We start from the raw sequence: 23,935 nt of genomic DNA on the forward strand, positions 1-23,935 counted from the left end.
CAAGTTCTTTATGTTCAGACTATCCACACTATACTCTTAATCTATGCACTCACCCACCGTATAAATCCGCTGACCCGTTTTAACAATTCAACCGGGTTTTGCATCTGATCCGTTATAGGTAACTTTATAGGGAACTCGCCCGATTTGGGTTGAATGAAAAATCGCTAACAATCTGTAAATTAGATTATTAGCGATTTTAGAGGTGGTGCCACCAGGAATCGAACCGGGGACACAAGGATTTTCAGTCCTTTGCTCTACCAACTGAGCTATGGCACCATCGTTATGTCTTTGCTTTTGGAGGTGTTTCTCCGTTTTTGCGTTGCAAAGGTAGGGGTTTTATTTGGTGTGTGCAAATTTTTTTGAAACTTTTTTTGGAATGAATGCATTTTTTTCATCTGATGGTTTCAGATGAAACCATAAATAAGTAGTAAAAAGCAACTGTAAACAATTGATTAAAAGTTTAATACAGATATAAGATATGCACTAATATGATTTAAGCTTAGATCAGTTCATTAAAAGCCAATACCGATCCCAATAGGTTTCAATATCGGGATCGGTATTGGCTTTGTGTCAGTGTAGGCTACGATGGAGAGATTTCTCAGATCTCCTCGCTGTCAATCTTTGCCATGAGTTTGATTGCATCGACATATTGCATGATGCCTTCGGCGACTTTCTGGGCGTCCTGCATGGCGTGGACAACAGTTGCGGGACGATTGGTGACGTCGCCACCGGCAAAGACACCCTTGCGGCTGGTCATGCCGTAGGGATTCTCTCTGGCGAGCACATAGCCTTTTTCATCCACCTTTATGCCTTCAGTTGTTGAGACAATACGGCTTGCGGGCTGACTGCCGACTGCCATTATGACCTTATTGGCCGGAAGGGTAATCGTCTCGCCTTCGCGGTCGATGACGACCTCGCTTATCTGTCCATCCTCGCCACGGATCTCGGTGATGGAGGAATTCCACATAAATTCAACACCTTCCTCGACGGCTTCGTCATATTCGGCACGCAGGGCACTCATCTTTTCGATGGAGCGGTGATAAACCACCGTGACCGACTTGGCGTCCATGCGCAGGGCTGTGCGGGCGGCATCCATAGCGGTGTTTCCACAGCCGATCACATATACTCTGTCGCCCTCCTTGACCGGAATTTCATCGCGGCCGATGAGGCCGGAATTATAGAGACTGACGCGACGCAGAAAGTAGATGGCCTGACGGACGCCATCGAAATGGTTACCGGGGATGGAAAGTTTTTTAGGTTTGCCCGCGCCCGTACCCATGAAAATTGCGTCGAAGCCCTGTGCGAACAGGTCATCTACGGTGTAGTCACGCCCGATGGTGACATTGCAGTGCACCCGGACTCCGAGCTCCGAGATTTTCTTGATTTCGTGGCGCACCACATCCTTGGGTAAGCGGTATTCGGGGATACCGAACATGAGGACACCACCGGCATCAGGCTCCATCTCGAAGATCTCGACATCGAAACCCTTGCGCGATAGCTCGCCTGCGACGGTCAGCCCTGCGGGGCCGCTACCGATCACTGCCACGCGGCCGCGCGTCTTGGGTACGAGATGCTCATGTGTCAGGCTCATCACGCTGTCGAAGTCGGCCACGAAGCGTTCAAGCTTACCGATGTTGATGTGTGCATTCTTCTTGTTAAGGATACAGTTTCCCTCACACTGACGTTCGTGGGCGCAGACGCGTCCGCATACAGCCGGGAGGTTGCTCTTGGCGTTTATGATGGACATCGCGTTTCCGAGATTGCCCATGGAAAGCTCATGAATCCAGTCGGGTATATCCTGACTTATAGGGCATCCTTTTTTGCAAAGGGGATTTTTGCAGTGAAGACAGCGTTTGGCCTCATTGATGGCCTCAAGCATAGTGTAGCCTTCGGATGCTGAATCATTAAGACGTCTGTTCATAATTTTTATTAGAGATCACGATTTATAGATCAGTTCATTATTCGTTCCGGTATTCGTAGTATTATCGTCGGGAGAGTGACGGCGGTCCGTCGTGAGTGTAGCGGAAGTAATCGAAATGGGTTTCGCCGGGTAGTGGAGATGTCGTATAAGCGTAGAGACCCGTGCGCACGCCTTTCCAGAAACCGCCCTGCATCTCAAACGGCATTCCGAGGGGCTTGAAAGTCTTGCCATCGGTGCTGTAGGAATATGCAAAAAGATTGGCCGCCGTGTCGATCTCAAGACGGATGATCACAGGACGGTTCTTTCTCAGTCCGGGCAGCGGCTGTCGGAAAGTCACCGTGCTGTCAGCCTCCAGATAGATCACGGGGACATTTCTGCCGTCCGTTTTCTCCATCATCACACCTGCTCCCATGAAACGCTGGCCGAGACATGCGAGTCCGCTGCGGTCACCCTCCTTCATATCGCTCCAGTCTATGGCTGTCGATGCGACGGATTTGAATCCCATGATCTTTTGGGTCAGCTGATTGCGCGCTTCGCGCAGCTTTGCCGCATTGAGCGGCCGTAGGGTCAGATGACCTTTACGCTTGGCGAGCGAGATATTTTCATCCACGGGATTATGGTTGGTCTGCCACTGGATGCCGGGACGGTCGCCGTCAAACTCATCGGAGGTCTGCGGGGTGAAGGATTCAGCAGATTTGCCGAATGGCATCGGGACTATGTGCATCGGTTCGCCTACGCCATTACCGTCATAGTCAGTTCCGATCACAGGCCAGCCGTCAGCCCAAGTGACGGGTTGCAGATGGAGCACGCGGCCTCTCGTGCCGGCTGACTGGAAGTGATAGAACCACCAGTCGCCCTGAGGGGTCTCAATGAGCGATCCCTGATGCGGGCCGTTGATGTCGGTCGATCCGCGTTCGAGCACACGGCGTGATTCATAAGGGCCATAGATGTCGCGTGAGCGCAGTATCGTCTGCCATCCTTTGCTTACACCGCCTTCAGGAATACTTATATAGTAATAACCATCCTTTTTGAACATCTTCGGACCTTCCGCCACCGGCCCTTTATAGACAGTGACACCCTCGTCGAGAAGTTCACGTCCGTCAGGACTCATGCGGTGTATGATGATAGGTCCGGCCCGGTGGCGGCTACGCACGAGGTATGCCTGTCCGTCCTCGTCCCAGAAAGGGCAGGGGTCTTCCCATTTATCGATCCCTTTCACGAGATGCAGCGGTTGCCAAGGACCGGCGGGATTCTCGGCATTGGTCATGAAAAGACCCTCCTCCGGAGTGCATACGAAAATCCAGAGTTTTCCGTCGTGATAGCCGAACGCAGGAGCCCAAGTACCCTCGGCATACTTTGTCATGTCGGAATAGCCCGGCAGGTCGATGCGGTCATAGACCTGACCGATTATGCGCCAGTTGACCATGTCGTCTGATTCGAGCATGGGCATCCCCATGTAATGGAACTCCGAACAGGTCAGATAATACTTGTCGCCTATACGTATGATATCCGGATCGGAATAGTCGGCGTTTAGTACCGGATTGGCAAACGTCCCGTCGCCGAGATCGCCCCACGCGGGTATGCCGTTTCTGTCCGTTCCCCTCGCAGTGAAGAAGATAGCTAATGCCAAGGTCAAAACAATTGCGGTTCTCACGTCTGAAAAATGATTAAATAAGCTATTACTGCGCAAATTTACGCAGATTTTTTCATCCGTTTGAGAAATTTTGGTTACAATTGTCGGCGAGAGTGGCGGTTTTTGGAAATTTTCAGCTATCTTTGCATTGTGGCATACTGAAGTCTCACGGCCCGGCTGACGGGCTGCGTTTCAGTCAGGTGGCACCAGTGCAAGAATTAACGCTATACCTTGAAATCGGACGGACGTCGGTCATACAGCCGGCGTGCCCACTCAATATTGTGCAAATATGGCTATAATGAGACTTTTACGTCGTGCTTTCGGCTTTTCACCGGAAACGGAGGAGGATATTGATTACGATCCTTCCGTCCCGACCTATGCCTCAAACGAACAGACCGAGGATGACGGACAGACTACACAGACTGAAGCAGAACCGGAGGAGCCTGCCGCTGATCTCAGTGAGGAGGCCGTAGCAGTGACCGAGCCGGTTGTTGAGCCGGACACAGCCGGGATTGAACAGGACAGTGCGCTGACGGACGATATCTTTGATGAGGTGATCGAGCTTTTCAACCGTACACAGCCGGACTTTGTCAGGGAATGTCTGAACATCGAAGCTCAGCGACGCTACATACTTAATTCTCTTTCTGAAAATCTCCGGCAGAGGCTGCGTTCAGCCCTTTCGCCGCAAGGAAGCCAGTGGGAAAGTGAAAAGGATAGGCTTGAAAAGAAAATAGCGGAGCTTGAAAGTAATGATGACAGCGAGAAGGAGACTCTGCGCAAGGAGAATCATAAACTCCAGCTGACCGTTGATTCTCAGAAACGTGCCCTCCTTGACCGCATTCAGGATCTCGAATCACAGCTTTCACAGCAGGCAAAGGAACACGATCTCCTTTGTTCCCGCAAGAATATCGCTGATCCCGAACAGCTCAGCCGGGCCAATGCAAGGGTGATGGAACTTGAGGCTGAGGCAGAGACCATGCGTGACCGCAACGAGCAGCTCGACAGCCGCATAGCCGAAATGGATCTCCAGATCAAGGATCTCGAATCAAAGGCATTGGCTGAGGAGACGGTGGAACAATCAGTTGAACCGACGGCTGACCCCGCCACCCCGATGTCTGAACTTCAGACCCGGATTGACAGTATCGAGAAGCTCAATTCAGTACTTGAGACTGAAAAAAACGCCATAGTCGAGGAGCGCGACAGCCTTGCCGAAGAGAACCGCAGGCTTCATTCCGAGCTGTCTGAACTTGACGCGCAGTGCGCTGCGCTGCGCGAGGAAGTGTCGCGCCAGACCATTCTCCGTGAGCAGCTTGAGGTCAAGACCGCAATGAGCGACGCGATGATCAACGATCTGCGCAATCAGGCTGCTGCCGCCCGCAACGAACTGGAACAGATGCAGCACGAGCAGGAATCGGTCCTCCTTCAGATTCAGGAGCAGCTTGACGGTTTCGAAGATCTGAAGGCACGGAAGGATGCCAAGATCCATGAGCTTCAGGAGTCGAACGCATCGCTGCGCCGCACGATAGAGACCAATCTCTATAATCAAGCCAATAGCGAGATGAAACTCCGGAGTGAGATCAAGGATCTGAAAGCAGAGATAGCCCGCCTTTCGCCTGATGATCATAAGGAGTCGGAGAGCACTGTCAGCTATCCGACCACAAAGCATGCACCTGCGGTGGCAGAACGTCCCGCCAAGCGGCGCGGACGTCCGAAGAAGGCACGCATCGACACTGATCTCGACAATACTGACTGGTTTGCGGGGACAGCTCCGAAGCACGACGATCCCGATTTCGGTTATCACGAGCCTCCGCGCAAGCCGGTCAACGATAATGAAGCGCAGCTTACGCTCTTCTGATGTAATTCACTCCTTAGGAATCGCTTAAACCGACGACTATCAAATACAAGCAATCAATCCACGCGCTCACGACTTTAGTCGAAGCGGCTTTCACAATATGAACTCTCTCCCGCAATGAATATGAAAAAAGTTATAGCATACGTCGCCATGGCAGCCGCCGCTTTTCAGATCAGTGCGGCCGACATATCTAATGATAAGGCTCTTGCGGACTACGTCTATCCGCTCAATGCTCCCGCGCGTCTCGGCCGTCCGGCCTATACTGCCGACGGTCTGCATTATCTCGCCCTCTCGGCCGACGGTCAGAAGGTGATCAAGTACGAGACCGCTTCCGGAAAGGAAGTGGAGACGGTGATGGATGTGACCCACACCCGTGAGACTACCATCTCATCCATCCAGAGTTTCGTTCTCAGCCCTGATGGAACGAAGCTTCTTGTCAGCCGTGACAGAAAGGCGATCTACCGCCGTTCATCCATGTCGCGCAACTATGTCTATAACATCCGCACACGTCAGCTCCACCCGCTCTCGGTCAACTTCGAGTATCAGCGGGAACCGCTCTTCTCGCCCGACGGACGTATGGTGGCTTTTGTCGGTCCGGACAACAATATCCATCTCCACAAGATAGACTACAATACCGAGGTCGATGTCACGACTGACGGAAAGACCGACCATGTGATCAACGGTGTTCCCGACTGGGTCTATGAAGAGGAGTTCACCACATCTGTCTCAATGGCATGGGCTCCCGACAACATGACGCTCTGCTACATCAAGTACAACGAATCCGAAGTTCCCGCCTATTCGTTCCCGCTCTACGAAGGCACTTGCGACCCGATGGAGCAGTATGCGCTCTATCCCGGATCGTTCACATATAAATATCCCGTGGCCGGTGAGCCTAACTCAAAAGTGAGTGTCCACAGCTATGATGTCGATAACCGCAAGACCAAAAATCTCACCATACCCACAGGAAATTTCGAATACATCCCCCGTATAGCCTACGGCGGATCACCCGACCGCCTCATAATCACAACGCTCAACCGTGCGCAGACACGCATGGAGCTGTTCTCGATGAATCCGCGCTCGAATGTGGCAAAATCGATCCTCGTCGAGGAAGAGAAGGCTTGGCTTGAATCTGCGGTCTATGAGAATCTGACCCTCAACGCCGATAATTTCGTGGTGCTCTCGTCGCGCACCGGTTATACCCATGCTTATCAATACACCTATTCGGGTGCTATGACCCGTGCCATAACCGCTGGCGATTTCGATGTGCTCGAATATTATGGCACAGATGCCCGTGGCAACCATTATGTTCAGTCAACCGCTACAGGCCCGATCAACCGGGTGGTGTCGCGTATCGATGTCAAAGGTGTGATGAAACATATCACTCCGGAGAAAGGTTGCGCCTCAGCATGGTTCACGCCTGCCAAGAATTATTATACCGTCAACTACAGCAACGCGCAGACTCCTCCCGTCTATACTCTCCGTACGATAGCCGACAAGGATGTGCGAGTGCTTGAGGACAATGCAGCCGTGAAGGCCAAATATGCCTCCGCTCCCAAGTGTGAGTTCTTCACGGTCGATACTCCTGACGGTTCGATAAACGCGTTCATGCTGAAACCGGCTGATTTCTCATCGTCGAAGACCTATCCGGTCATCATGACCCAGTACAGCGGACCCGGTTCGCAGAAGGTGCTCGATTCGTGGTCTATCGACTGGGAACAATATGCGGCCATGAAGGGCTACATCGTCATCTGTGCCGACGGACGCGGCACCGGTGGCCGTGGGCGAGCTTGGGAAACGGTGGTTTATCGCAACCTCGGTCACTACGAGACCATCGACCAGCAGGCCGTGGCCCGTTGGGCTGCATCCCAGCCCTATATCGACGGTAAGCGCATCGGTATCTGCGGCTGGAGCTACGGAGGTTACGAGACACTGATGTGTGTATCCACCCCCTCAACACCCTTTGCTGCGGCTGTGGCCATCGCACCCGTGACAGACTGGCGTTATTATGACACGATCTATGCCGAACGCTACATGCTCACCCCGCAGGAGAATGAGGACGGTTACCGTGTGTCGGCCCCCGTGAACCTCACCTCCAATCTTTCGGTACCCCTGCTCATGATGCACGGCACTGCTGATGACAACGTTCACTTCATGAACACCGTGCAATATACCTCCGCGCTTCAGGCTTCAGGCAAGTGGTGCGATATGTTCATATATCCCAATATGAACCATTCCATCCACGGTTGCGGCGCACGTCTGTCGGTCTATTCTCGTATGCTCGCATACTTCGCGGCTAATCTCCGCTGATCACCGCACTTCTTCTCGCTTCAGAATTAAGAACAGTAGTAATATAACCGCACATTTTATATATGTCACAACATATCACAAATGAGAAAGCCATTTTCACGCTATGGCTTAACTGGACAATAGCTGTCGGAGCTCTTGCCATGCCGCAGTTCTGCGCACTGGTTCTTCCGCGTCCATGGATTCCGGCCGTCACTTTCCTGATGATGTTCCTGCTCATCCTTTACCGCAACACAGGTCATAAATTTCAGGTTTCGTCCTGTGATCTTGTCCAGACCATCTGTGTGCGCACCCTCTGCATCTCTGCAACGATAATGGTGCTTATTTCCATCATCTATGCGCGCGGTTTAATCTCGTTCTTCTATCCGCAGGAGCTTATCAACGTACACGTCCCTTATCTCTCGGTGCTCATCCTTGCCCCTGTAGCTGCTATCAACTGCCTCTACTACGCCCTGCGTGGTGACAAGGCGGGAGTCTGTCGCCGCTGCATCATAAAGTACGGGCCCGCGACTGAACGCGGATTTCTTGGAAAAATCTTCTCGCAGGAGAGCCGTTATCAGGTTCACTGCCTGTTGCTGATCGCTACGGTTCTGTCGGCAATAAGTTGGTTCTACTATGCATATTTCTATGTCAATGTCAACATAAATAGTGCCGATAACTTCTTCTACAACTGGATCCCGCTGATTTTCTACGGACTGTCGATCATTTTCTTCGGTATGCGCTACTTCACTCTCTGGAGCTACTATTACAACCATATCGAGCTTAATCCCAGAGTCCGCATGGATGGCTCCGGAGTCCGTTTCCTCATTATTCACGATGACAGTGTGTTCCTCTCGCGTGTTTCGGAGTTTGACGATATCCCCGACGGAGATAAGTACGACACTCCTGCCAATCTCAGTCTTCGTCACTACCATTATGTGAGTCTTGAAGAGGCTGCCACATATCTGAAGAATATGAGCGGTATGTCGGATGATGACTTTTCACTCCGTTTCATGTACAAGAGCAATGACCTGTCGGGCATGGCCAATGTGTTTCATTTTATTTGTTGCGTGTCATCCAAAAGTGTCGTTGACGAGACCTCTCTGAGAGGTGAGTGGTACACAATCCCTCAGCTCCAGCGTCTGCTCTACAATCATGAGATGTCCCATACGTTGGCAGCCGAGATCCATCGTCTCCACACCGTGACCATGGCTTGGAAAACATACGATATTGATGGATATCGTCTCTACAAGATCAAGAACTATCGGCCGGCTTTCAGGCTTAAAGGAATCTGTGAGTGGAATGTCGATTTCAATAATCCCCGCTGGCTCGATGTGGCCCGCTTCAACGAGGACTCTCCGCTGTTCAAACTGCGCCGTCTGGTGCGTCGCCGTAACCACGCCACCGCACGCCATTGATGTATATAATATCCTTTAAAACAATCATTTCATAATGAGTAAACCACTCATAGTCATCACCGGACCGACTGCGTCCGGTAAGACGCGCCGGGCTGTCAGTCTGGCGCGTGCCATAGGTGCTGAGATCATAAGTGCTGACTCGCGTCAGGTCTATCGCGGGATGGATCTCGGTACGGGTAAGGATATGGAGGAATATGGTGACATCCCTGTGCATCTCATCGACATCTGTCCAGCGGGCTATAAATATAATCTCTACGAGTTTCTCCGCGACTTCGAGACTGCCAAGGCCGACATCGAGAGCCGTGGGAAAAGGGTGATACTCTGCGGTGGCACCGGACTCTACGTTGAAAGTGTGCTGAAAGGTCTGCGTCTCCCCGAAGTTCCGGAGAATCCAGAACTCCGCCGTAGCCTCGAAGGTAAGTCGCTCGACGAACTCACCTCCATGCTTTCCGAGATGAAAACCCTCCACAATGTGACGGATGTCGATACGGCCAAGCGTGCCATACGCGCCATAGAGATCCAGACCTATTATGCCGCTCATCCCGACGCCGCCCGTCAGGCCGAACCGCATCCGCTGACCGATGCGGTGGTCATCGGTGTGGATATCGATCGTGAGTCGCGTCGCCGTCGCATCACGGAGCGTCTCCACTCACGTCTGGAGGCAGGAATGATCGATGAGGTCCGCCATCTACTTCAGTCGGGTATCCCTGCGGCAGATCTTATATATTACGGACTTGAATACAAATTCCTGACTCTTTATCTGACAGGTGCATTGACGCGTGACGAGATGGTCGGCGGCCTTGAAATAGCTATCCACCAGTTCGCCAAACGGCAGATGACATGGTTTCGCGGCATGGAGCACCGTGGTTTTCCCATCCACTGGCTCGCATACGACCTCACTGATGACCGCTTCACCGCTGAGGCGATGAAACTGATATGATTATGATGATGCGTCTGATCTCCTCATTTTTACTTATCCTTTGTTTAATTAGTCTATTTGTCCAAACACGGGTAGGCTTTAAACCGCGGGGCTATGGTTGAACCATGCTCCGCGGTTTCAATTTATGTGGATATTCAATGCCGGTTTGATCAATTTTATAATATCCGTATTTTTGGAAAAATTAATGATAGATGTGATTTAAAACATATCTGTTGATTAATCTTTTGATGGGAGAGGGATGTTGTTCATTATACAGCAATTATTTAAATTAATAAAGTTATGGAAGATAAAGTAGTAGTCGGTATCGGTGAGGCCTTGTGGGATGTCCTGCCTGACGGTAAGAAGATTGGAGGTGCGCCCGCCAATTTCGCATATCATGTCTCGCAGCTGGGACTGCCCAGCATGGCTGTCAGTGCTATCGGCCACGATCGTCTCGGCGAAGAACTGACCGAGAAATTTGAAGAGCGGAAATTGAGGACAAGCATGGCCGTCGTGGATTATCCGACCGGAACTGTGCTTGTGGAGGTTGACGAACTCGGCATACCTTCCTACGATATCAAGCAGAATGTGGCGTGGGACAATATTCCTTTTACGCCTGAGCTGGAAGCTATCGCGGCAAAGACGGTGGCTGTAAGTTTCGGTTCGCTTGCACAGAGGAATGTGGTGTCACGCGAGACCATCCATAAATTTCTTGATGCGATGCCCGACGACAAGGAGACCCTGAAGATCTTCGACATCAATCTGCGTCAGGGCTTCTATACGCCCGAACTCATCGAAAAATCTATGGAGAAATGCAATGTGTTGAAGATCAACGATGAGGAACTTGTACTTATAAGCCGACTTTTCGGCTATCCCGGAATAGATCTGAAGGACAAGTGCTGGATACTCCTCGGCAAGTATAACCTCAAGATACTCATACTCACCTGTGGAGTCAACGGAAGCTATGTTTTCACTCCGGGACATGTGTCGTTTGTCGAGACGCCTAAGGTCGAAGTTGCCGATACGGTCGGCGCGGGTGATTCATTCACGGCTGCATTCACGGCTGCATTGCTCAAGGGACTTCCCGTTGATGAGGCTCATCGTCGTGCGGTTGCCGTATCGGCATTCGTGTGTACACAGCACGGAGCCATGCCGCAATTGCCTGACGAACTTGTGAATGTCTGATCGGGTGGATGTCGTGGGGGCTGTATAAGAATGGATAAATTCCGGATTGTAGGGTCTGCGCTTGCACAGGCCCTACAACCGAGTTGCTTTTGACACGGCATCAATGTCAGTCGGAATATTCAATTAAATTTTACACATAAATACAAACATATTATTATGAAAAGCACAAAGGTAAAGGCGGTTGACTATGACCGCAGTAAAACGAAAAGTGGAATTCTTCATATAGGCGTTGGTAACTTTCATCGCGCCCATGAGGAAGCCTATACGGACGCATTGCTACGGATTGATCCCTCGCAGAACAATTGGGCCATTACCGGCGCGATGTTGCTTCCGTCGGATGAAAAGCTCTACAATGCCCTCAAAGATCAGGACGGCTTATACACTCTGACAGTGTGTGGACGTGACGGTGTCGATGAAGCATACGAGATCGGATCACTCAAAGAGGTGATCTGGGCCCAGAAAGATCACGGAAAGGTGATTGAAAAGATTGCTGATCCTGCTATAAAGATCGTTTCTATGACCATTACCGAGGGTGGATATAACATTGATAAAAAAACAGGTGAATTTGATCTCTCGAATGAGGCTGTCAAGAAGGATCTCGCCAATCCGTCCGCTCCCGTCACGGTGTTTGGTTTCGTGGCCGAAGGATTGAGACAGCGTCGCAATGCCGGAGCGGGGAAGGTGTCAATACTTACCTGTGACAACCTGCAGCATAACGGCGACACAGCTAAGAAGGCTTTTACCAGCTTCATCAAGGCTCAGGATCCCGAACTGGCTGAATGGGTTAAGGATAATGTTACGTTCCCGAACTCGATGGTCGATCGTATCACTCCCGCCACACTCCCCGCCGATGTCGAGCGTCTGAATGCCAAGAACGGCACTGATGATAAAGCACCGGTATATTGTGAGGATTTCATCCAGTGGGTAGTGGAGGATAATTTCGCCAACGGTCGTCCGAAATGGGAGAGGGTAGGTGTCGAGTTTACAGATGATGTTGCTCCTTACGAGAATATGAAATTGTCGCTCCTCAACGCCTCGCATACATTGCTTTCATATCCGTCGTTCCTCGCCGGTTACCGCAAGGTTGATGAGGCCATGAAGGATAAGCGTATCCGTAAATTCGTGGAGGATTTTATGAACATTGACATTACCCCCTACGTCCCTGCGCCCGGTAATATCAATCTCGATGAGTACAAACAGACTCTTGTCGAGCGTTTCGGCAACAGCTCCGTCAGTGATCAGGTGGCACGTCTGTGTTTCGATGGACTTGCCAAATTCCCGGTATATATCATCCCCAATCTTACCAAGATGGTGAAGGACGGCAAGGATCTGACGCGTGTCGCCTATCTTTTCGCATCTTATTATGATTATCTGAAATATAAGACTGATGATAAAGGAGATAAGTATGAAATAGCCGAGCCGTGGATGGATGCCGCTGTCGAGAAAGCCCTTGCAAGCAATGATCCCCTCGATTTCCTTGATTTGCCTGCATTTGCCGGTGCGGATCTCAGGAACTCGAAACCTTTTACGGATCTCTATCTGAAATTTGTGAAGGAGATACGCGATAAGGGGGCTATGGCCACATTGGAAACCATTATATGATGATGCGATGACTGATAGCAAAGCAAATAAGCTTGGACCGTTCGTGGTTCTGACCTTCATCTACTTCGTGGTGGGTTTCCTGACAACTGTCAACGGGCAGTTTCAGGGACCGCTGCAGGTGGCGTTTCTGTCGCATGCCGATGCCATCCGCAACACACTGACCACGATGATATCCTTCTTCTTTTTCCTCGGATATCTCGTGAACAGTTCGCTGGGAGGCCGATGGATCGACACCAAGGGCTACAAGACCACTCTCCTGCGTGCTCTTATGATCATGATCGGAGGTCTTGTGCTCTATTCGCTTTCATCGTTTATAGCAATGCAGTGGGGAATGACCGGAGTGACACTCGGAGAGGATCTCGTCCCTTGGGGCTACTTCGTTTTCCTTCTCGGATCATTCTTCATGGGAACGTCGGCGGCTATACTGCAGGTAGTGATCAATCCCTACATAGCGGCATATAATCTTCCCGGAACAAAGCCCGTGCAGCGAATGAATATCGTTTGCGCCATCAATTCCATAGGCACTACCATCGCGCCGTTCTTCGTGACAGGCGTCATCTTCGCCGGAGTAGCGATGGAGGCGGTGATGCCGGGTCAGCTTCTGATACCGTTCCTTGTTATTGCGGCCGTAATGTTGCTCGTGACAGGTGTGACTTCGCGTCTCTATCTTCCCGATATCAAGGGCACTCGTAGCGACGCAGGAGAGAAACTTCCGCGAAGCGTGTGGAGTTTCAGGCATCTCGCACTTGGCGTAGTAGCTATCTTCTTCTATGTTGGCACTGAAGTGTCAATTGGTGTCAATGTCAATCTTCATGCCATGCAGATGATCGAATCGGGTCACAGGCTATCGTTTTTCGGACTTGAGAATATAGAGCTTGCGGGCTTGAATCTTGGAATACCTGCCTTGCTGGCTACGCTCTACTGGGGAGGCATGATGGTGGGACGACTGGTATTTTCATTTTTTCCGAAAATACCTCCCCGCCGCTTGCTCATATCCGTGACCTCGTTGGCATCAGTACTGGTGATTCTGGCTATGGTGCTTGACAATCTCTGGATTCTGGTCTCTGTCGGACTACTCCACTCGGTGATGTGGGGTTGCATCTTCACTCTTGCTGTGGCGGGATTGTCGAAATATACCTCAAAGGCATCGGGAATATTTATGATGGGAGTGTTTGGCGGTGCTGTCTTCCCGCTCCTGCAAGCTGTGCTTGCCGACAGTCTGGGCAACTGGCAGTGGACATGGTCGATAGCACTCCTGTGTGAACTGTTCATGCTCTATTACGGCATCAGCGGTTGTCATGTCAAGGACAGTGAGGCTCTCGCCAATCTGCGTGCGGAGGCTCCCGGCGATCCGGGTATGTAGGCCATTCAATGCCCCAAATTAATCAAATGACGGGATGCATCGGGATTGAAGTTAATACCGATGCATCCTGTTATTTGTTTTTTATTTCTGCCTTTTCAAATTTATTTGGAAAGTTGGGTGAAAAGTCATAACTTTGCAGACAGAAACGATCATTGTTTTCATAAACCCGCGCATGTGGCGTAATTGGTAGCCGCGTTAGACTTAGGATCTAATGTCTCAGGACGTGGGGGTTCGAGTCCCTTCATGCGCACCTCATTGCTTATTTTTCGGCTGACATCTTCATGAATGTCAGCCGTTTTTTATAAAAAACAGTATTCATCTAACCTTGATCAAACCATGCGCCGACTCCTCATTTCATTTTGTGTACTTATCGGGATGTATTCATTATCTCCTCTACCTGCAATAGGTAGAGTCAGGATTATCAACGGTGTGTTTTTTGAGAAATCACCTTCCGGACTCAAATCCAGCGGTTCGGATGACCGTATGTTTTTCTCCGTCGCTACTGTTAATGATGTGGCGGCTTTCTGTACATACGATCCGGGAATTACACTGACAGAAGAAATGATGACCACGGCAATCCCCGTTGATGAGGTGGAGGAGGGGCACGAACTTCTGCGCCGCTATAAAGATCAAATAGAAAGAAATAAGAACCGGCGTATTCCTTCGACTCCGGGTCCGCAGATAAGAGTGGGTGATAGGTTCCCGAAATTTTCAGCTACTGACGTTGACGGCCATGTATGGACCAACGCCGATGTTGAGGGCAAAGTAATGGTGCTCAACTTGTGGTTTACGGGGTGTGGGCCGTGTAGGGCTGAAATGCCCGAACTTTCGGAGTGGAAGGACGAGATGCCTGACGTGATGTTCTTTTCTTCGACTTACGAGAGTCCGGAAGTGGCCCGTCAGGTACTTGACAAAGGTATTTTCAACTGGATTCCTCTTGTCAACGACCGGCAGTTCTGTGATTTTTTAGGAGATACGGGGTATCCCTTTAATGTTGTGGTCGATAAGACAGGTCATGTTGTAGCTGTAGTGCCGGGAACTTCCATTGAGAAGCGCGAGTGCCTTAAAAGGGCAATTATGTCAGTGAGGTGAAACGAATATTAACCATCGGAGAAGGCCTTGTGACTATTTATTCATCAGACGGTATGAAACACTATTGATCCGTCGGCTTCGGGAGCGTCCGTTCCTGCATAGCTTTCCGAACATAGGCCGAGCAGTCCTTCAGGATCAGTTATATTTTCCGTCACGATCTGGCGTAGCAGCTGACCGCGCAGTGTCTTGAGCCGTCCGGCATTCGGGGTACGGGTTTTTCCGCCGGGAAGCATCTCGCGGAAGTCGGCTTTCCACACCCGCGCATGACTGCTGACAGTTTTCCAGTCGATACACCGCGCTGCATCACCCGGAAGAAGATTGAGTATATTTTTCTCGCCCATCTCGTTAAGATAATGGACTATGGCTTCCGTCACCATTCCGCGCCAATATGCGGCAAAGCTCTTGCCTTCGGGTGCGAGCGGAGTGGTGAAGTCGAAGCGGTAAGCCTTAATGAAATCGTCGGGGCGCAACCATCCGTAGAGCGAGGATATGAGTCTTATTCTTTCGTCTGCACGTAACTTTGCGTCCGACGGCAAGCTTGGATAGTCGAAAGCCTTGAAAACCACTCCCGTGAAACTTTCAATTGCCCTTCCGCCTGTGATTTTATTGGGAAACTCATAGATCATCTGCAGCAGCTTCCGCGCCATCTGCGGACTGATTTTCACATCCGCTGCAAGCGAATCGACCGACGCATCGCGCAGCGATTGCATTATGCCGTAGGCTTCCTCTTCAAACATTGGAGTGTGTGCGGCATATTCTTCCCGGCCTACATTAGCGGTACAGCCTGCCATTGTCTTCGATTCAGCTATGAGTAGAAGCATTTTTGCAGAGATATAAAATAAACGTAATATATGTTCCTGTGGTCAGAACAGCCCTCCCCACGGATAACTGCCCGGTTTCATGGTCACGTACATGCCGCCGGCACTTCTCATGCGTATAACTCCCGGAGCTATCTCCTGAGTGATCGTGAATGAGTCGCACCCAAGCCGTCGGAGGATTGCAAAGGCTGTAGCACCACCTTCGATCACCAGTTCGTGCGGCTGACGTATGTTTACAAGAGCTTCAATGATCCCGGCCATGGTCTCGCGCAGATAGACGGCTATTTCCTTTCCGGTCCGATGGCGGTCACGGATGGCTATGATGATTGAGCTGTTTTTGCGATATGCTTCGGCAAGTTCTGCTGTCCATTCTGAGGCCGAAGCCCCGTCATAGACTTCTGTCGGCATGTAGGCGGTATCGATTCCGCAGTCTATGGGCTTGCTTTGGGTGCTTCCGCAGACGATGATGGTCGAGGCAGGGTCGAGGCTTACTTTTCCGGCCTGTCGCTCCTCTGTCGATGCATGGCGTTTCAGGAATGTAGTGAAGAGGTCGGCAGCTCCCGCAAGTAGTGTTGTTCCGGATGCCGTCGCAACGGCTTCGTCGATGTCTGCCTCACTCGTCGCATCGGCCATACGGATTCCTCTGGCTTCAGCTCCGGGGAAACGTTCGGACAATGATGATGAAAAGGCGGGGAACTCAGGATCAAACGAGAAATCGGTCTCGTGTAGGGGAGTTTCAGCGATGTAATATATTCCGTCCCTGATTATGCGACCCTTTGATGGGTTGGCGGGGATATAAAGCGCGTCTTTGTACCCGCTGCATTCGAGAAGGGCCTCAAGCTCGTCGGCCACGTGGCCGCGCAGGGCTGAATCGGTCTTTTTAAACAGATGTGTCACACCGGTGATCCCGCGTAGTGCTGTCGCTACGCGGCGTGACTCGCTGACGGCCTCTTCACGGCTCATCGAGCGCGTATCCGTGGCTATCACGAGCACATCGCAGTCCGGTGCGCTCACAGGTTCGGTGGTCAATTTCACACGAAGGCCGAGACGGTGGGCTATACCCGCCATCTCGGCTGCTCCTGTGATGTCGTCGGCGATAACTGCTATCATCAGTCCTTTACGCCTAAACGGTATTTAGCCATGCGTGTGGCATAGTCGATGCTGAGCATCATGGCGTCTTCACTGGCAATTCCCTTACCGGCTACGTCAAAGGCCGTGCCGTGATCCACACTCACGCGGATAATGGGGAGTCCGAGAGTGATGTTGACACCCTTTGCACTCTGCATCTTGCCGGTCTCCTTGTCCCAGTTGAAAGCACAGACTTTCAAGGGGATGTGGCCTTGGTCATGATACATGGCCACACAGCCGTCATACTTGCCTGACTTGGCCTTGGCGAAGATCGAGTCCGGGGGAACGGGACCATCGACATTGAAGCCGCGGGCTTTCAGTTCCTCGATCGCAGGGATGATTTCGAGAGCTTCCTCGTCGCCAAACATACCGTTTTCGCTGCTGTGGGGGTTGAGCCCGGCTATGCCTATGCGGGGATTCTCGATTCCGAACTGGCGGCAGGCATCCGCGATGAGTTCGGTCACTTCGATGACGCGCTGTTTCTTCACGAGGTCACATGCCTTGCGCAGGGGGACGTGGGTCGAGACGTGGATGACGCGTATGTTCTCGTCAGCCAGCATCATGGCATATTTCTTTGTGTTTGTGAAGGTAGCGTAAAGTTCCGTATGGCCGTCGAAATGATGTCCGGCGAGGTTAAGGGCTTCTTTGTTGAGCGGTGCGGTAACAGTTGCGTCAACTTCATTGGCCATGGCGAGTTCGATCGCCTTCTTGATGCTGACGAAAGCGGCGTTTCCACACTGGGGCTGCACCTCTCCGAAACGGAAGGTGTCCATATCGACGCAGTGGAGATCATACACATCGATTGTCCCGAATTCAAATTTCGCGTCGCTGACCTTATCCACGGCGTTGACCTTGAGGTCGAGGCCGAGCAGGCGCACAGCCTCACGGATCACGGCCGCATCACCCATCACGATGGGACGGCACTGTTCGTAAGTGGATTCATGGCTGAGGGCGCGGACCACGATTTCAGGACCGATACCGGCGGGATCACCCATTGTGATCGCTAAAATAGGTTTCATATCAATAGAGTGAATTATAGATGTCCTTGGCATCCTGTTCGGTTACTTCACGCGGATTATTCTTGAGGAGACGCTGCACTTCCATAGCTGCTTTGGCCATGCGATCGACGGCTTCCTGCGGGATGTTGAGCTCGGTGAGTTTCTGAGGGATACCGACGGCCTTGGAAAGCTCGCAGATGAAATCGACACCGTTCTGCGCGGTCTCGTCGTCATCCTTGCCTTGGGGAGCACCGCAGGCGATAGCCACTTCGGCATAACGCTTGAGATTGGCGGGACGGTTGAACTTCATAACCGAGGGGAGAAGGATGGCGTTGGAAAGTCCGTGGGGGATATGGAACTCTCCGCCGAGGGGATAGCTGAGGGCGTGGACGGCTGCCGTGTTGACCGGGCCGAGTACCAGACCGCCGTAGAGCGATCCGAGGGCAAGAGCCTCGCGGGCCTCCACATCGTTGCCATCCTTGACTGCGCGGAGCAGATTGGCGGCGATGAGGCGGATTCCCTGAAGGGCATAGATGTCAGCTGCGGGATGGGCGAACTTGTTGGTGTAAGCCTCGATGCAGTGTGTGAGGGCGTCCATGCCGGTATCGGCTGTCACCTTGGCGGGAACTGTCATGGTGAGCTTGGGATCAACGTAGGCTGCGTCGGCCAAGAGATAGGGGCTGACGATACCTTTCTTGAGCTTGTCGCGCTCGTCGAGCAGGATAGCGTTGGGCGACACCTCACTGCCTGTTCCGGCAGTGGTGGGCAGACAGGCCAGCCATACGCCTTTCTTCTTGATGAATCCCGTGCCGAAGCAGTCCTCTGCCTTCTGGTCGCTTTCGATAAAGGCGGCGACGAGTTTGGCCACGTCGAGCACCGAGCCACCTCCGATACCGGCTACGCTGTCAGCTCCGAATTCACGAGCTGTTTTCAGGATTGCCTCGAAGTCGTTGAGTGTCGGCTCAGCGACGATATTCTGAAACACTTCGATGCTCACACCCTTCTCCTTCAGTTCGTTCAGAGCCGGCTCGATGAGGGGCACGATCGGGGGTGCGGTGAGCACGAAAAGGCGTTTGTGGCCGAGTTTGAGATAATCTTCAACAAATGTATTGATACAGCCTGAACCGAATACGATTTTCTGCGGCTGCAATAGGGTTATAGGTTTCATTGGCTTGGAATATTCTGCAAGATTGATGATTATACTGGTTCGACATCGAGCTGCTGTGCAGCTTTCTTCTTCTCCTCAAGATAGCCGTGGATGGTGAGTTCTTTGGCGGCGAGGGGAGCGGCGAAGAGGTAGCTTGCGGCATAGCCGACCACGAGCACGATGATGTGGCTATACACGCCGAGCATGTACTTATGGTGTGAAAAGTTCCATTCTCCGAGATCGAGGAGGGTTTCTTTGACACCTGTGCCGTGGATATCGACCTTGGTCGATGTGAGGACTGCGTATGCCGTGAAGAGGACTGCTGCGGCAATGCCCACGTAAAGTCCCTTGGCGTTGGCTCGGCGGCTGAGCAGACCGAGCAGGAAGATACCGACTATGCCTGCGGAGAAGATGGCGTAGAGCGAGAACAGTGCGCCGAGCACACCCTCACCGCCCCAAGAGATGTAGAGGATGGCGACTCCGACCGCTCCGATGCCTGAGCAGACCACCATGATGCGTCCGAAACGGAGCTGCTGCTTGTCGGTGGCGTTCTTCTTGAAGCGCACGTAGTAATCCTGCACGGCGATTGCCGAGAGGCAGTTGAGGTCGGTGTCGAGGCTCGATATGGCTGCTGCTGCAAGAGCTGCGATGATGAGACCGCGGATGCCCACGGGCAGCTCATTGCTGATGAAGTAGGGGAACACTTCGTCAGCCTTTATGCCGTCAGGCAGGCCGGGAGCGGCCTCCGAATGATAGTAAGCGAAAAGACATGTGCCGATGAACATGAACATCGCCCAGATGGGCACACTCATGAGCACGCCGATATAGGCTGCTTTTTTAGCGTCCGAGTCATTTTTTGCCGTGAGGTAACGCTGCACGATGGTCTGGTCGGTACCGTATTTCTGAAGCGCGTAGAACACACCGTTGAGCACCATCACGAGGAAGGTCAGCTGGGCGAGATCCCAGTCGTATGGCCCGACGTCGATCTTATTGTTCTCACTTGCTATGCGGAGCACTTCCGACGGACCTCCTTCGGGGAGGAAGAGCAGGAGAACGACGCAGATGAGGCCACCGCCGATAAGGAGTCCGCCTTGAGCCACATCCATCCAGACGATGGCTTCCATGCCGCCGAGGAGTGTGAGGAAGATGATGGTGATACCGAGCACGATGACGATAGCGTAGATGTTCATGTCAAGGAATGTCGATAGGGCCATCGATACGAGGAAGAACACCGTTCCGGCCTTGGAGAAATGACCGAGAGTGAAAGCGAATGAGCTGTACATTCGTGCGAACAGTCCGAAACGCCGTTCAAAGTATTCGTAGGTCGATAGTTTGACCACTCGTCTGAACAGCGGGACTATCACACCGATGAGGGCGAGGAGTACAAGCGGCACCATCAGTCCCTGCACGAGCAGAATCCAGTTGTCGGCGTAGGCCGCTCCGGGATAGGCGAGGAAGGTGACGCTTGAAATGAGGGTGGCGAAGATTGACATGCCGACCGCCCACGCGGGGATCTTTCCACCGGCGGCGAAATAGGTACTCGTGTCCTTCTGTCGGTGGGCGAAATAAATGCCGACTCCGATTGCGGCTGCAACGGAGGCGAAGACTATCAGGTAGTCGATCCAGTGAATGTCGTTCATACCTTTGCTCTGATTTCCTGTTCCTCTTTTTCTGAAAGTCTGGTCAGGGGCATGAGCATCCAAGGTTCGCAGAGACCCTTGGCCTGCATCATCACTTTGAGCGCGGTCAGTGACTGGCCCAGTGTGCGTCCGGCCTGATAGATCTTAGCGATCTCGTTGGTCTCGTCCTGAAGGCTGTTGGCAAGAGCCATGTCACCCTTGACGGCCGCGTCATAGAGATTGGCGAACATTTCGGGAACGTAGTTGCCGGTGCTGGGGACGATGCCGTCGCCACCGAGCGAGAGCGAGTAGGCCGACTGTGCCGCCCATCCGCAGAAGTATGCGAAATCGTCGCGCTCCTTCGAGAAGGCGATGCACTGCTGCATGCGTTCGAGATCGCGCTCGGAGTCTTTAAGACCAACGATATTGGGGTGTTCGGCGAGGCGTTTCACCACATCCACGGGGATTGTCATGTGGGTTGTAGCGAGGATATTGTAGAGCATGAGAGGACCGGTGATGCTGTCGGCAAGGTTCTTGTAGTAGCCATACATCTGCTCCTCGGTGAGGGCGTAGTATGACGGAAGGGTTGCCACGATCACGTCCGCTCCTGCCTTCGTGTAGGCTTCGGCCTGACGGAGCTGCTCGGAGAAACAGTTACCGGTGAGTCCGGCGTAGATTAAGATACGGCCTTTGGCAGCTTTAACGGCAGTTTCGACCAAGAGGAGTCCATCAGTGGCAGAGACACTGTTGCCCTCGCCGGTAGTGCCCATCAGGAGAGGAGCGACACCGTTGACAGCAAAAAACTCGATGATTCTTTCCACTGCGGCTACGTCAAGCTGCTGGTTCTCGGTTACGGGGGTGACCATAGGCACCACTACGCCACGATACTTGCAATTACTCATTACTTATTGTTTTTTAGATTCAGGTTTTTGATATTGATAGGTTTTTTTAGATTTAGTGAGTCTTGAAGACTGTGGATCTAAGGTAAAACACGATGTTTCAGGCAAAGTTAGCAAAAATAATCGAGCCGAGACCGATTTGGATGAAAAAAATTGCTTAGGGAGGACTTATTGTAGCATTATGCTTTGACTATAGTTAGGAAAGAACTCGTACTTGATATGATTAAAGTGAGCATATAATAAAAAAATAGAGGGCTGCATCGACAATTGTCTGTCGTGATGCAGCCCACATTTTATTTCCTATTGTCTGATCCGTGATATGGATCGGAGTTGTCGGACTATCAGATGATACCTTGGCCGATCATGGCGTTTGCCACCTTCATGAATCCGGCGATATTCGCACCCTTCATGTAGTTGATGTAGCCGTCGGGCTCTGTGCCGTGCTTCACACACTGGGTGTGGATATTCTTCATGATCTCGTGGAGACGACGGTCAACCTCTTCCGCACTCCACTGGAGGTGTTCGGCATTCTGGCTCATTTCGAGACCTGAAGTAGCCACGCCGCCTGCGTTCACAGCCTTGCCGGGAGCGTATGTGGTCTTTGATGCGAGGAAGGTGTCGATGGCTTCGGGTGTGCAGCCCATGTTGGATACTTCAGCCACGAGTTCTACGCCGTTTTCAACGAGTTTCTTGGCATCGTCGCCGTCGATTTCGTTCTGAGTAGCGCAGGGGAGGGCGATATCCACCTTCTGCTCCCAAGGTTTGCGGCCGGGGAAGAAGGTAGAGTTGGGATACTTTTCAGCGTAGGGAGCGACGATGTCCTCACCGGTTGCGCGGAGATAGAGCATATAGTCGATCTTGTCACCGGAGATGCCGTCGGGATCGTAGATGTAACCGTCAGGACCGGAGATGGTCACAACCTTTGCGCCGAGCTCGGTAGCCTTGAGTGTAGCACCCCAAGCCACGTTACCGAAACCTGACACGGCGATAGTCTTGCCCTTGATGTTGTCGTTCTTCTCGGCGAGCATGCTCTGAACGAAGTAGAGCGCGCCGAAACCTGTGGCTTCAGGACGGATGAGCGAACCGCCGAAGTCAAGACCCTTGCCGGTGAAAGTGCCGGTGCATTCGTTGACGAGCTTCTTGTACATGCCGTACATGTAACCGACTTCACGGCCACCTACGCCTATGTCACCTGCGGGAACGTCGCGGTCAGGACCGAGGTTCTTCCAGAGACAGAGGATGAATGCCTGACAGAAGCGCATGATTTCAGCCTCGCTCTTGCCACGGGGTGAGAAGTCACTGCCACCCTTTGCACCACCCATCGGGAGTGTGGTGAGTGCGTTTTTGAAAGTCTGCTCGAAGCCGAGGAATTTGAGGATCGAGAGATTGACGGATGCGTGGAAGCGGATGCCGCCTTTGTACGGGCCGATGGCGTTGTTGAACTGAACGCGGTAGCCGATATTGTTCTGTACTTCGCCCTTGTCATCGACCCAAGTCACGCGGAAGGTGACGATGCGGTCAGGCTCGACCATGCGCTCGATGATTTTGGCTTTTTCAAATTCAGGATGCTGGTTATAGACATCCTCAACGCAGATGAGAACCTCTTTGACTGCCTGAAGATACTCCTTTTCACCCGGATGCTTGGCTTCCAGATTGTTGAGAATGGTGTTAATATCCATGATAAAAGAAATTAATAAAAAGGTATGTATTGATGATTTGGTTAACGCTGCAAATGTAATAATTAAATTTGATAGGGCGAATGAAAAAAATCAAAAAAAGCTGCAACCATGCTTTATAACATAGTTGCAGCTTTTGAAGTCTTGTCTTTTTAATGTTGAGACGTCCTGCGTTGGATTATTCGCCGGGGATGATAGCCTCGCTGGGGCAAACTTCTGCGCAAGAACCGCACTCGATGCAAGTATCGGGATCGATGTGGTAGATGTCGCCTTCAGAGATAGCGTCAACGGGACAAACGGGCTGGCAAGTGCCGCAAGCCACGCAAGAGTCAGTAATAACGTAAGCCATGATAGATTAATTTTGGTTTTGGTTGATAATTTA

The 23,935-nt window shown here is 51.9% G+C and carries 18 protein-coding genes and 2 tRNA genes; 9 read left to right on the forward strand and 11 right to left on the reverse strand.

What is annotated here, in order from left to right; all coding sequences use genetic code 11:
* Positions 1 to 203: 203 nt before the first annotated feature.
* From K2G41_RS01935 to K2G41_RS01945, 3 genes are all read right to left on the reverse strand, one after another.
* Positions 204 to 276 (reverse strand) — tRNA-Phe (locus K2G41_RS01935).
* A 322-nt stretch (positions 277 to 598) separates the two neighbouring features.
* Positions 599 to 1,921, reverse strand: a complete 1,323-nt coding sequence (locus tag K2G41_RS01940) for an NAD(P)-dependent oxidoreductase (RefSeq protein WP_300113669.1) — start codon at positions 1,919 to 1,921, stop codon at positions 599 to 601.
* A 61-nt stretch (positions 1,922 to 1,982) separates the two neighbouring features.
* Positions 1,983 to 3,551 carry a glycoside hydrolase 43 family protein gene (locus K2G41_RS01945; protein WP_300113672.1) on the reverse strand — a complete coding sequence of 523 codons (1,569 nt, stop codon included), beginning with the start codon at positions 3,549 to 3,551 and terminating at the stop codon, positions 1,983 to 1,985.
* A 301-nt stretch (positions 3,552 to 3,852) separates the two neighbouring features.
* Here K2G41_RS01945 and K2G41_RS01950 point away from each other — a divergent pair, with 301 nt between their 5' ends.
* From K2G41_RS01950 to K2G41_RS01990, 9 genes are all read left to right on the forward strand, one after another.
* Positions 3,853 to 5,409, forward strand: coding sequence for a hypothetical protein (locus K2G41_RS01950; RefSeq protein ID WP_300113675.1), 1,557 nt, complete (start codon positions 3,853 to 3,855; stop codon positions 5,407 to 5,409).
* A 120-nt stretch (positions 5,410 to 5,529) separates the two neighbouring features.
* Entirely contained in the window at positions 5,530 to 7,713 is a 2,184-nt protein-coding gene (locus tag K2G41_RS01955; RefSeq protein ID WP_300113678.1) for a S9 family peptidase, read from the forward strand.
* A 62-nt stretch (positions 7,714 to 7,775) separates the two neighbouring features.
* On the forward strand, positions 7,776 to 9,107 hold the full coding sequence (locus tag K2G41_RS01960; protein WP_300113681.1) for a hypothetical protein: 1,332 nt from the start codon (positions 7,776 to 7,778) through the stop codon (positions 9,105 to 9,107).
* Positions 9,108 to 9,141: 34 nt separating this feature from the next.
* The gene (miaA, locus tag K2G41_RS01965; protein ID WP_300113684.1) at positions 9,142 to 10,047 is read left to right on the forward strand and encodes a tRNA (adenosine(37)-N6)-dimethylallyltransferase MiaA; all 906 of its coding nucleotides are present in this window, start codon (positions 9,142 to 9,144) and stop codon (positions 10,045 to 10,047) included.
* A 279-nt stretch (positions 10,048 to 10,326) separates the two neighbouring features.
* Positions 10,327 to 11,211: a carbohydrate kinase gene (locus K2G41_RS01970; RefSeq protein ID WP_300113688.1), complete on the forward strand. Its 885-nt coding sequence runs from the start codon at positions 10,327 to 10,329 to the stop codon at positions 11,209 to 11,211.
* 156 nt (positions 11,212 to 11,367) lie between these two features.
* Positions 11,368 to 12,813, forward strand: a complete 1,446-nt coding sequence (locus tag K2G41_RS01975) for a mannitol dehydrogenase family protein (RefSeq protein ID WP_300113691.1) — start codon at positions 11,368 to 11,370, stop codon at positions 12,811 to 12,813.
* 7 nt (positions 12,814 to 12,820) lie between these two features.
* Entirely contained in the window at positions 12,821 to 14,176 is a 1,356-nt protein-coding gene (locus K2G41_RS01980; protein WP_300113695.1) for an MFS transporter, read from the forward strand.
* 168 nt (positions 14,177 to 14,344) lie between these two features.
* A tRNA-Leu gene (locus K2G41_RS01985) sits at positions 14,345 to 14,426 on the forward strand.
* A 125-nt stretch (positions 14,427 to 14,551) separates the two neighbouring features.
* Positions 14,552 to 15,268 carry a TlpA disulfide reductase family protein gene (locus K2G41_RS01990; RefSeq protein WP_300113697.1) on the forward strand — a complete coding sequence of 239 codons (717 nt, stop codon included), beginning with the start codon at positions 14,552 to 14,554 and terminating at the stop codon, positions 15,266 to 15,268.
* Between the two features lie 44 nt (positions 15,269 to 15,312).
* Here the strand turns inward: K2G41_RS01990 and K2G41_RS01995 are convergent, their stop codons facing one another.
* From K2G41_RS01995 to K2G41_RS02030, 8 genes are all read right to left on the reverse strand, one after another.
* Entirely contained in the window at positions 15,313 to 16,089 is a 777-nt protein-coding gene (locus K2G41_RS01995) for a YaaA family protein (protein ID WP_300113700.1), read from the reverse strand.
* Between the two features lie 42 nt (positions 16,090 to 16,131).
* A complete protein-coding gene (locus K2G41_RS02000; protein ID WP_300113703.1) occupies positions 16,132 to 17,196 on the reverse strand; it encodes a four-carbon acid sugar kinase family protein in 1,065 nt (354 codons plus the stop codon).
* A complete protein-coding gene (gene pdxA, locus K2G41_RS02005; RefSeq protein WP_300113707.1) occupies positions 17,196 to 18,233 on the reverse strand; it encodes a 4-hydroxythreonine-4-phosphate dehydrogenase PdxA in 1,038 nt (345 codons plus the stop codon). The genes K2G41_RS02000 and pdxA overlap by 1 nt, the downstream gene beginning before the upstream one ends.
* Before the next feature lies 1 nt (position 18,234).
* Positions 18,235 to 19,380, reverse strand: coding sequence for an iron-containing alcohol dehydrogenase (locus tag K2G41_RS02010; RefSeq protein WP_300113709.1), 1,146 nt, complete (start codon positions 19,378 to 19,380; stop codon positions 18,235 to 18,237).
* 29 nt (positions 19,381 to 19,409) lie between these two features.
* Positions 19,410 to 20,999, reverse strand: coding sequence for a sodium:solute symporter (locus K2G41_RS02015; protein WP_300113713.1), 1,590 nt, complete (start codon positions 20,997 to 20,999; stop codon positions 19,410 to 19,412).
* Positions 20,996 to 21,880 carry a dihydrodipicolinate synthase family protein gene (locus K2G41_RS02020; protein WP_300113716.1) on the reverse strand — a complete coding sequence of 295 codons (885 nt, stop codon included), beginning with the start codon at positions 21,878 to 21,880 and terminating at the stop codon, positions 20,996 to 20,998. Before K2G41_RS02020 ends, K2G41_RS02015 begins: the two co-directional genes overlap by 4 nt.
* A 338-nt stretch (positions 21,881 to 22,218) precedes the next feature.
* Positions 22,219 to 23,556 (reverse strand): NADP-specific glutamate dehydrogenase, encoded by a 1,338-nt coding sequence (gene gdhA / locus K2G41_RS02025; RefSeq protein WP_300113718.1) that lies wholly within the window; start codon positions 23,554 to 23,556, stop codon positions 22,219 to 22,221.
* A 175-nt stretch (positions 23,557 to 23,731) separates the two neighbouring features.
* Positions 23,732 to 23,902 carry a 4Fe-4S binding protein gene (locus K2G41_RS02030; RefSeq protein WP_107032135.1) on the reverse strand — a complete coding sequence of 57 codons (171 nt, stop codon included), beginning with the start codon at positions 23,900 to 23,902 and terminating at the stop codon, positions 23,732 to 23,734.
* Positions 23,903 to 23,935 lie beyond the last annotated feature (33 nt).

Origin of the sequence: Duncaniella sp. (genome assembly GCF_029056165.1) — a bacterium.
GTDB lineage: Bacteria > Bacteroidota > Bacteroidia > Bacteroidales > Muribaculaceae > Duncaniella.